This is a genomic window from Streptomyces sp. NPDC055078, from assembly GCF_053607985.1.
The window spans coordinates 1-8,598 of record NZ_JBSGUP010000345.1 but is presented as its reverse complement, the minus strand read 5'-3'; the positions used below and the strand labels follow the sequence as shown (position 1 = coordinate 8,598).

Here is an 8,598-nt window from a genome sequence, read left to right as displayed (position 1 = left end):
CACCAAGACGCTGTACATGGACTGGCGGGTGGGGGCACGGCACTTCCTGGATCTGCTGGTCGACGGGGACATCGCCAACAACCAGCTCAACTGGCAGTGGGCCGCGGGCACCGGGACCGACACCCGGCCCAACCGGATGCTCAACCCGCTGACCCAGGCGGCGAGGTTCGACCCGCGCGGCGACTATGTGCGCCGCTGGGTACCGGAGCTGGCGCGGCTGACGGGCCCCGAGATCCACCGGCCGCACGAACTGGACGGCCCGCTGCGGGCCCGGCTGGACTACCCCGGCCCCCTGGTGGACCCTGCGGCGGCGCGCACCCGGTTCCAACAGGCCCGCGGCCTGCGCTGACCCCCCGCCAGGGGCCGTTCCTGTATACCGTCCGGGGCCGACCCGTCTTCCGCCAGGGCCCGTGCCCGCCACCCGCCAGGGGCCCTGCCCGCATCCCCGCCAGGGACCGTGCCCGCCACCGTCAAAGGCCCTGCCCGGCGCCCAGCCAGGGGCCCTGCCCGCCGAAGCCGCCCCGCTCCGGCTCCCGCTCCCGCTCCCGCTCCCGCCGGAGCCTCAGCCCACCGAGCTGTACGCCACAACGCCCCGCAGCAGCGCGTCCACCGCCTTGCGCGCGTTCTTCGCGACGGTGCTGCCCTGGGCAGGGGCCGCCGCGGCGATCTGGCCGAGCACATCGATCACCTGCTTCGACCAGCGGACGAAGTCCCCGGCGGGCATCTCCGCCTCGCGCAGCACCTCGTCGAGACTCCTGTCGGACGCCCACTGGTGAGCCACCCAGGCGAACCCGAGGTCCGGCTCGCGCTGGCCCACCCCCTCCGCCTGGTTGATCTTGAAGTCCTCCTCCAGGGCGTCCAGCCGGCCCCAGATGCGGACCATCTCGCCGAGCGCGACCTTCGCCGCGCCACCGGGGATCTTGGGCGCCACCGCGTCGTCCGCCTGACGGGACTCGAAGACCAGCGCGGAGACGCACGCGGCCAGTTCGGCCGGGGACAGGCCCTCCCAGACGCCCTCGCGCAGACACTCACTCGCCAGCAGGTCCAGCTCACCGTAGAGCCGGGCGAGGCGCTTGCCGTGTTCGGTGACCTCGTCGCCGCGCAGATAGTCCAGCTCGGTCAGGAGCGCGACGATCCGGTCGAAGGTGCGGGCGATGGTGTTCGTACGGCCCTCGATACGCCGCTCCAGCTGCCGGGTGTCGCGCTGGAGGCGGTGGTACCGCTCGGCCCAGCGGGCGTGGTCCTCGCGCTCGGCGCAGCCGTGGCAGGGGTGGGCGCGCAGCTCTGTCCGCAGCCGGGCGATCTCGCGGTCGTCGGCCGCGGCGGAGCGCTCCTTGCGGTGCCGCTCGGGGACGATGTGCCCCGCCTTGGTCCGCAGCGCGGACGCCAGATCGCGGCGGGACTGCGGCGAGCGGGGGTTGAACGACTTCGGGATACGCATCCGCTCCAGCGTGTCCACCGGCACGGGGAAGTCGATCGACGCCAGCCGCTTCACCTGCCGCTCGGCGGTCAGCACCAGCGGCCGGGGGCCGTCGTGGTACTCGAAACCGCGGTGCCCATTGGTCCGACCCGCCGGAATCCCCGGGTCCAGGACGAGCGCCAGCCCGGCGAACTTGCCGGTCGGCACATGGATGACATCACCCGGCTTGAGCTTCTCCAGCGATGCCGCGGCGGCTGCGCGCCGCTGTGCCGCGCCCTGCTTGGCCAGCTCCGTCTCACGGTCCTTGAGATCGCGGCGCAGCCGCGCGTACTCCTCGAAATCGCCGAGATGGCAGGTCATGCCCTCGCGATAGCCGTCGAGGCCCTCCTCGTTCTTCTGCACCTGGCGGGAGATGCCGACGACCGAGCGGTCCGCCTGGAACTGGGCGAACGACGTCTCCAGCAGCTCGCGCGAACGGTGCCGCCCGAACTGGTGCACAAGGTTGACGGCCATGTTGTACGACGGCTTGAAGCTGGAGCGCAGGGGGTAGGTGCGGGTGCCGGCCAGGCCCGCGAGGGCGCCCGGGTCCATGGCCCGCTGCCAGAGCACCACCGCATGGCCCTCGACATCGATACCGCGCCGCCCCGCGCGCCCGGTGAGCTGCGTGTACTCGCCGGGGGTGATGTCCGCGTGCTGCTCGCCGTTCCACTTGACGAGCTTCTCCAGGACCACCGAGCGGGCGGGCATGTTGATGCCGAGCGCCAGGGTCTCGGTGGCGAAGACGGCCTTCACCAGACCGCGGACGAACAGCTCCTCGACGACTTCCTTGAACGTCGGCAGCATGCCGGCGTGGTGCGCGGCGATGCCCCGCTCCAGGCCCTCCAGCCACTCGTAGTAACCGAGGACATGAAGATCATCGGTGGGGATGGAGCCGGTGCGCTCCTCGACGATCTCGCGGACCCTGAGCCGGGCACCGTCGCCGTTGAGCCGCAGGCCGGCGTGGAGACACTGCTGTACGGCGGCCTCGCATCCGGCGCGGCTGAAGATGAAGGTGATCGCCGGCAGCAGCCCTTCCGCGTCGAGCCGCTCGATGACCTCGGGCCGCCCCGGCGTCCAGATCCGGCTGCGCTGGCGCCGCTCCCGCTCCCGGTCGGCCTCGCGCACCATCTTGCCGCGCCGGCGGTCGCGGGGGTTGTACGTGCGCTGGTTCTCCATCCGCGCCAGCCGTACGAGATCGGGGTTGACCTCGCGTCTGGCGGTGCCGCGCCCGCCGTGGTCGCTCTCCTCCTCGAAGAGGTCGTACATCCGGCGGCCCGCCATCACGTGCTGCCACAGCGGCACCGGACGGTGCTCCGAGACGATCACCGCGGTGTCACCGCGGACCGTGTCCAGCCAGTCACCGAACTCCTCCGCGTTGGAGACGGTCGCGCTCAGTGACACCAGCGTCACGGACTCCGGGAGGTGAATGATCACTTCCTCCCAGACGGCGCCCCGGAAGCGGTCGGACAGGTAGTGGACCTCGTCCATGACGACATGGCCCAGGCCCAGCAGCGACTGCGAGCCCGCGTACAGCATGTTCCGCAGCACCTCGGTGGTCATCACGACCACCGGCGCCTCGGAGTTGACGCTGTTGTCACCGGTCAGCAGGCCGACCTTGTCCGCGCCGTACCGCTTGGCGAGATCGGTGTACTTCTGGTTGGACAGCGCCTTGATGGGCGTGGTGTAGAAGCACTTGCGGCCCTGCTGGAGCGCGAGGTGGACGGCGAACTCGCCGACGATGGTCTTTCCGGAGCCGGTGGGCGCGGCGACGAGCACCCCCCGGCCCGCTTCCAGGGCCTGACAAGCCTCGATCTGGAAGGGGTCAAGATCGAATTCGTACATCTCACGGAAGGGGGCCAGCGCGGTGGCCTCCTCGGTGGCGCGGATGCGGGCGGCGGCATAGCGCTCGGCGGGAGAGAGATCGTCGGTCATCTTGCTCACGAGCCTACCCGCCGGGTACGACAGTCAGTACGGAGTAACGGCCCGAGCACCCGTCCCGGGCCGCCCCGTCTCTCCGGGGTGCCCCGGCACGAGCACCCGCACCGCGCCCGGTACGCACTCCGCGGTGAGGGGCAGCGGCCCCAGCGGCTCCCCGTCCGCGTATCCGGTGATCCCATCGGCCGCCAGCGTGAGGGAGCGGGCCCGGTGGACGGTGACCTCGGGGCGGTCGGTATGGGTCCCCCGGTAGACGCGCGGGAACACCCGGAGCAGAGTGGTGCGGCTACAGGGCGCGACGACGGTCACATCGAAGAGACCGTCGTCCAGCTCGGCCCCCGGGCACATCCGCATACCGCCGCCGTACGAGGGCCCGTTGCCGACCGCGACGAGCGTCGCCTCGATGTCCCGGGGCGGCCCGCCGTCGAGGGTGATCCGGTACGGGATGGGCCGCAGCGCCGCCAGTTCCGCGACCATCGCCAGGTCGTAGGTGAGCCGTCCGCGCGGCCAGCGCATCCGGTTGCCCCGGTCGTTGACCCGGGAGTCGAAGCCGGAGGCCAGGATCGTCCCGAACCACTTCCGCCCGGCACGCCCCAGGTCCACCGGCCTCGCCGACTCCTGCGCCAGGGCCTCGGCGATCAGCGCTCCGGCACCCCTGGGGTCGCGTACGGGCAGTCCGAGCGCGCGGGCGAAGTCGTTGCCGGTGCCCACGGCGATCACCCCGAGCGGGGTCCCGGTCCCGGCGACGGCCTGGAGCGCGAGGGACACCATCCCGTCGCCGCCGACGGCTATGAGCGCGCCGGTACCGCCGCCGACGGCCTCCCGGGCCCGGCGCAGCGCGTCATCGGCGTCCAGCCCGATGACGGTGCGTACGGCGTGTCCGGCGTCCCGCAGCGTCCGTGCGGCGGGCTGCGCGGCGCCCGCGCCCCGGCCGCGGCCCGCGGTGGGGTTGACGAAGAGAGTGATCTCGCTGGTCATCCGCGCGACGTTACTGCACGCCCCGGCTACGGCAGCGGGGTCGGCACCGTCCCGGTCCAGCCGCCGCCGCTGCCGCTGGCGACAGGGAGACGCGGGTGATGCCGTGGCGGCTCAGGTGATGTCGTCGAAGCCGTTGACCCGGTGCGAGCGGGCGCCGTCGGATTCCCCGCCCGCCTGCTCCGGCAGGGTGCGGGAGGCGGTGACCGGCTCGACCGCGCCGATGTCGTCGCCGCCGAGGTCCAGCGGGGCCGCCTCGTCGTCGTCCAGCTCGGCGTCGGGGTCCTTGCGGGCGCGGCGCCGGTCGTTGAACATCGAGACGGCGACGGCCATGTAGTAGAGCAGGACGATCGGCCCGGACAGGGCGATCATGCCGATCGGGTCGGTGGTGGGCGTGGCGACCGCGCCGAAGACGAAGACGCCCATCACGACGCCTCGCCACCAGCCGAGCATGCGGCGTCCGGTGACCATGCCCACCAGATTGAGCATGATCAGGATCAGCGGCAGCTCGAAGGCCAGTCCGAAGATCAGCACCATCCGGACGGAGAAGTCGAGGACGTCGTCCAGTTCGAGGAGGTTGCCCGCGGCGTCGGGGGTGATCTTCAGCAGCATCTCGAAGCTGATGGGCATGACCTTATACGCGAGGTACGCGCCGGCCAGGAAGAGCGGGACGGCCGCGGCGACGAAGTAGTACGTGTACTTCTTCTCGCTCCTGTGCAGGCCGGGCGCGACGAACGCCCACAGCTGATAGAGCCAGACCGGGCAGGAGAGGACGACACCCGCCAGCAGGGTCACCTTCACGGTGGTGGTGAACGGCGACAACAGCTTGTTGAAGACGATCTCGGCGCACTGACCGCCGGTGTTGGACTCGCCCGCCTTGCACGCGGGGACGGGCGCCGCGAGGAAGTCCATCAGCTCCTTGTTGTAGAACGCCGCGGCGACGCTCATCACAATGATCGCCAGGAGCCCCTTGCTGAGCCGGTTGCGCAGCTCACGCAGATGCTCCCCGAGCGGCATCCGCCCCTCAGGGTCCTTCGCCGTGTTCTTCGCCGTGTTCTTCGAGCGGGCAGGCTTGAGCAACCCACGTCCTCATCTCGTGCGGCAGACCGCCCCGGCGGGAGGAGCGGCCCGGGTGGTCAGCGCTGGGCGGAGTCGGTGGGCTCGGCGACGGGACGGGCGCTCTGCACATCGCCGGGCGACGCCTGGATCGTACGGGGTGCGGGCTGGGCCGGGTCCTGCGCCTGCGCCTTCGGCTCCTCCGGCGTGGCGGCCGGCGGCCCCTCGGACTTCATCTGCCGGGCCTCGCTCTTCAGGATGCGCGCCGACTTCCCGAGGGAACGGGCCATGTCCGGAAGCTTCTTGGCGCCGAAGAGGAGGATGACGACGAGGAGGATGAGGACAATCTCCAACGGACCGAGGTTCGGCATAATTCTGGTCTACCTTCTCACCGAGGCGGCATGGGGCTGAGCTGCGGTCGCGGCCGGTCTGTCGCTGTCGCGACCAGCAGCGATCGTAACTCCGACGGGTGAACGCTCGGCAATCCCCTTGCGTACTCCCGTTTGCGGCGGGCACCACTTCGCCCGTGCCCGCCATCCTCAGCGTACCGTCCGGGACGGCCGCACATCAGGGTGCGGCCGACGCTGTCTGTAGGTCCCACCCATCCCGGGCGCCCCGAGCGGCACCCGCTGTGCTACGGGAGTGACCCGCCGGTACGGGCCAGCCCGGCCGCCGCCTTCTCCAGATCCTCCGCCGCCCGGTTGATGCGGTCGGTGGTGCGGGCGACCTCCCGGCCCAGCCGCTGGGCCTCGATGAACACCCGGATACCGAGGACGCCGAGCACCGCGATACCGAGGAATCCGAGGGCGATGGCGAGCATGGGCCAGAACATGCGGTGAGCCTAGACCGTGCCGGACGGCGGGGTGAGCCGGAGCGTACGCACGCCACCGCCGGTGAGGAGTTCGACGATCCGTTCCCCGGCCGGTTTGCGGACGGCCGAGCCGCACTCGGGGCAGGTGAAGGAGTAGAACGTCGTACGGTCGCTGGCGCCGATCACCAGCCGCAGCGAATCCGCGGACAGTTCGTAGCGGGCGCGGCAATCGGGGCAGGCCGCCCTGAAGACCACAGGGCCCCGTGCGTCCACGGCCGTGGCCGTCATCCCAGACATCAGAGACATATGGCGTCAATCTCCTTATTCCTGACTGTCACTTCCCGACCGCAGCCCATTCCCGGCCGTCCTTCCTGACCACTGCTCCCGGCCGTATCCGGCCGCCCCGGCGTCCGCCGTCCCGCCGTCCCGCCGTCCCGTTCCGTGATTCCGCTCCCGAACGGCGGGCCCGCGGGTCCGGCTCCCCGGTGCTCCCCCGGTGCTCCCCCTGTTACCCGCGCGGCGCCCGTTCCGGCGGGTCGTAGGCCGCCAGCGCCTCGCGTGCCGCCCGCCGGGCGCTGGCCGCCAGTTCCTCGGGCGCGACGATCCGGCCGTCCCGGCCCAGCCGCAGGGCGAGGCGCCGCAGCGACGAGGGAGACGGTGTCCGCAAGGTGATGCGCAGCCCCCCGTCGGGCAGATCCTCGGCGCTGTCGTGCGGGTAGTACTCCGCCACCCAGCGTCCGGCGGGCCCCACCTCGACAATCACCTCGGGATCGTCGGCCAGCGGCTGCACCAGCCCCTCCGACAGATCCCGCAGTTCCAGCTCGGGCGGCGCGGCCGGGGCGTCGAGCAGCTTGATCTCGGCGACCCGGTCCAACCGGAAGGTCCGGCGTGCCTCCGACAGTCGGCACCACGCCTCCATATAGGTGTGCCCCACCGCGAACAGCCGGATCGGATCGACCTCACGCTCGGTCAGCTCGTCCCGCGCGGGCGAGTAGTACCGCAGCCACAGCCGCCGCCGCTCCGAGATCGCCCGGTCCACCTCGGCGAAGACCCCGCCCTCGGACTCGAACGTCACCGACAGCCGCGAGGACGCCCCGGCCACCTCGCCCGCCGCGGCCTCCAGCTTGGCGGTGGCCCGCAGCAGCGCCTCCCGGTCACCCTCGCGCAACCCCGGCAGCGTCGCCACGGCCCGCGCGGCCACCAGCAGCGCCGTCGCCTCGTCGGCCGCCAGCCGCAGCGGCTCGGCGACATCGTCGGGGTTGTGCCACCAGATCCGGTCGCCGTCGGTGTCGATGTCCAGCAGATCGCCGCCCCGGAAACTGGTCCCGCACATGGGCAGCACATCGAGATCGGCGATCAGCTCGTCCTCGGTGATACCGAAGGCACGGGCGACGTCCCCGACGCGCGCGCCGGGCCGTTCCCGCAGATAGGTCACCAGCGACAGCATGCGCCGGGTCTGGTCGATGGCGTTGGCGGCCATACGCGTACGAGTCCCCCTCAGCCCTTGGCCACGGCACGCAGCCGGTCCACCACATCGGCCCGCAGATCCGCGGGCTCCACCACGACGACATCCGGGCCGAACTCCACCAGCCAGGCGTCCAGCCCGTGGCCGTACGGAATCTCCAACTCGTCCCAGCCCTCCCCCAGTTCCCGCACCGACCGGGCCCGCGCGCGCAGCGGATAGCCGCAGTCGGCCCGCAGCCGGATCAGCGCGGTGCGGGTCGCGCTCTCGCCCGCCCAGCTCTCCACCGTCTCCCGGACGGTGACGACATCGGGCACGGGCGCGGTGAACGCCCCGGTGCGCGAGCGGACCTTGCCGGTGATACGGGAGAGCCGGAACACCCGCTCGGCACCCCGGTCGCGGTCCCAGCCCGCCAGATACCAGTGGCCGCGCCAGCATTCGAGGGTCCAGGGCTCGACGGTGCGCTGCTCGGGCCGGGCGGCGGTGGCCTTGCGGTAGTCGAAGACGACGGGCCGGCGGTCGCGGCAGGCCAGCATCAGTGGCTCGAACGCCGCCTCGTGGACCGGGATACGCGGCTCCAGCGCACTGTGCTGCGCCTCGAAGGTGTCCTCCGCCTCGGGCATTCCGGCCGCGCGCAGCTTCTGGAGCGCGCCGCTGGCCGCTCCGGCGAGTCTCGCCTGCTGCCAGACCCTGGCGGCCAGGCCCAGCGCGGCCGCCTCCTCCGCGTCGAGGGTGATCGGGGGCAGCCGGTTGCTGTCCCGGCGGGCGAGATAGCCGATGTCGCCCTCGAAGTTCTCGACCGTCTCGATGACCAGGCCCAGTTCGCGCAGATCGTCCTTGTCGCGCTCGAACATCCGGTTGAAGGCGTCGTCGGATGCCGCTTCGAGATATGCCTCGATG

Annotated in this window: 9 protein-coding genes; 1 reads left to right on the top strand and 8 read right to left on the bottom strand. The window is 71.8% G+C overall.

The features are described 5' to 3' along the window. The coding region (locus ACWF94_RS25360) for an FAD-binding domain-containing protein (RefSeq protein WP_453492794.1) at nt 1–349 on the top strand (349 nt) is incomplete at its 5' end. 213 nt (nt 350–562) lie between these two features. Here the strand turns inward: ACWF94_RS25360 and ACWF94_RS25355 are convergent. The 8 genes from ACWF94_RS25355 to ACWF94_RS25320 all read right to left on the bottom strand — a co-directional run. Beyond that, nucleotides 563–3,391, bottom strand: a complete 2,829-nt coding sequence (locus ACWF94_RS25355) for a DEAD/DEAH box helicase (RefSeq protein ID WP_453492791.1) — start codon at nt 3,389–3,391, stop codon at nt 563–565. Nucleotides 3,392–3,424: 33 nt separating this feature from the next. Further along, nucleotides 3,425–4,372: a diacylglycerol kinase gene (locus ACWF94_RS25350; protein ID WP_453492789.1), complete on the bottom strand. Its 948-nt coding sequence runs from the start codon at nt 4,370–4,372 to the stop codon at nt 3,425–3,427. Nucleotides 4,373–4,483: 111 nt separating this feature from the next. Further along, a complete protein-coding gene (tatC, locus tag ACWF94_RS25345) occupies nt 4,484–5,386 on the bottom strand; it encodes a twin-arginine translocase subunit TatC (protein WP_453492797.1) in 903 nt (300 codons plus the stop codon). 119 nt (nt 5,387–5,505) lie between these two features. After that, complete coding sequence (tatA, locus tag ACWF94_RS25340) at nt 5,506–5,796, bottom strand: Sec-independent protein translocase subunit TatA (RefSeq protein WP_453492786.1); 291 nt, start codon at nt 5,794–5,796, stop codon at nt 5,506–5,508. A gap of 263 nt (nt 5,797–6,059) precedes the next feature. Continuing rightward, the gene (locus ACWF94_RS25335) at nt 6,060–6,257 is read right to left on the bottom strand and encodes a hypothetical protein (RefSeq protein ID WP_453492783.1); all 198 of its coding nucleotides are present in this window, start codon (nt 6,255–6,257) and stop codon (nt 6,060–6,062) included. A gap of 9 nt (nt 6,258–6,266) precedes the next feature. Then, nucleotides 6,267–6,542, bottom strand: a complete 276-nt coding sequence (locus ACWF94_RS25330; protein ID WP_453492780.1) for a hypothetical protein — start codon at nt 6,540–6,542, stop codon at nt 6,267–6,269. Between the two features lie 202 nt (nt 6,543–6,744). Further along, entirely contained in the window at nt 6,745–7,716 is a 972-nt protein-coding gene (locus ACWF94_RS25325; RefSeq protein ID WP_453492777.1) for a helix-turn-helix transcriptional regulator, read from the bottom strand. Nucleotides 7,717–7,733: 17 nt separating this feature from the next. Next, nucleotides 7,734–8,598, bottom strand: an 865-nt coding sequence (locus ACWF94_RS25320; protein WP_453492774.1) for a helix-turn-helix transcriptional regulator, incomplete at its 5' end; no start/stop codon positions are given.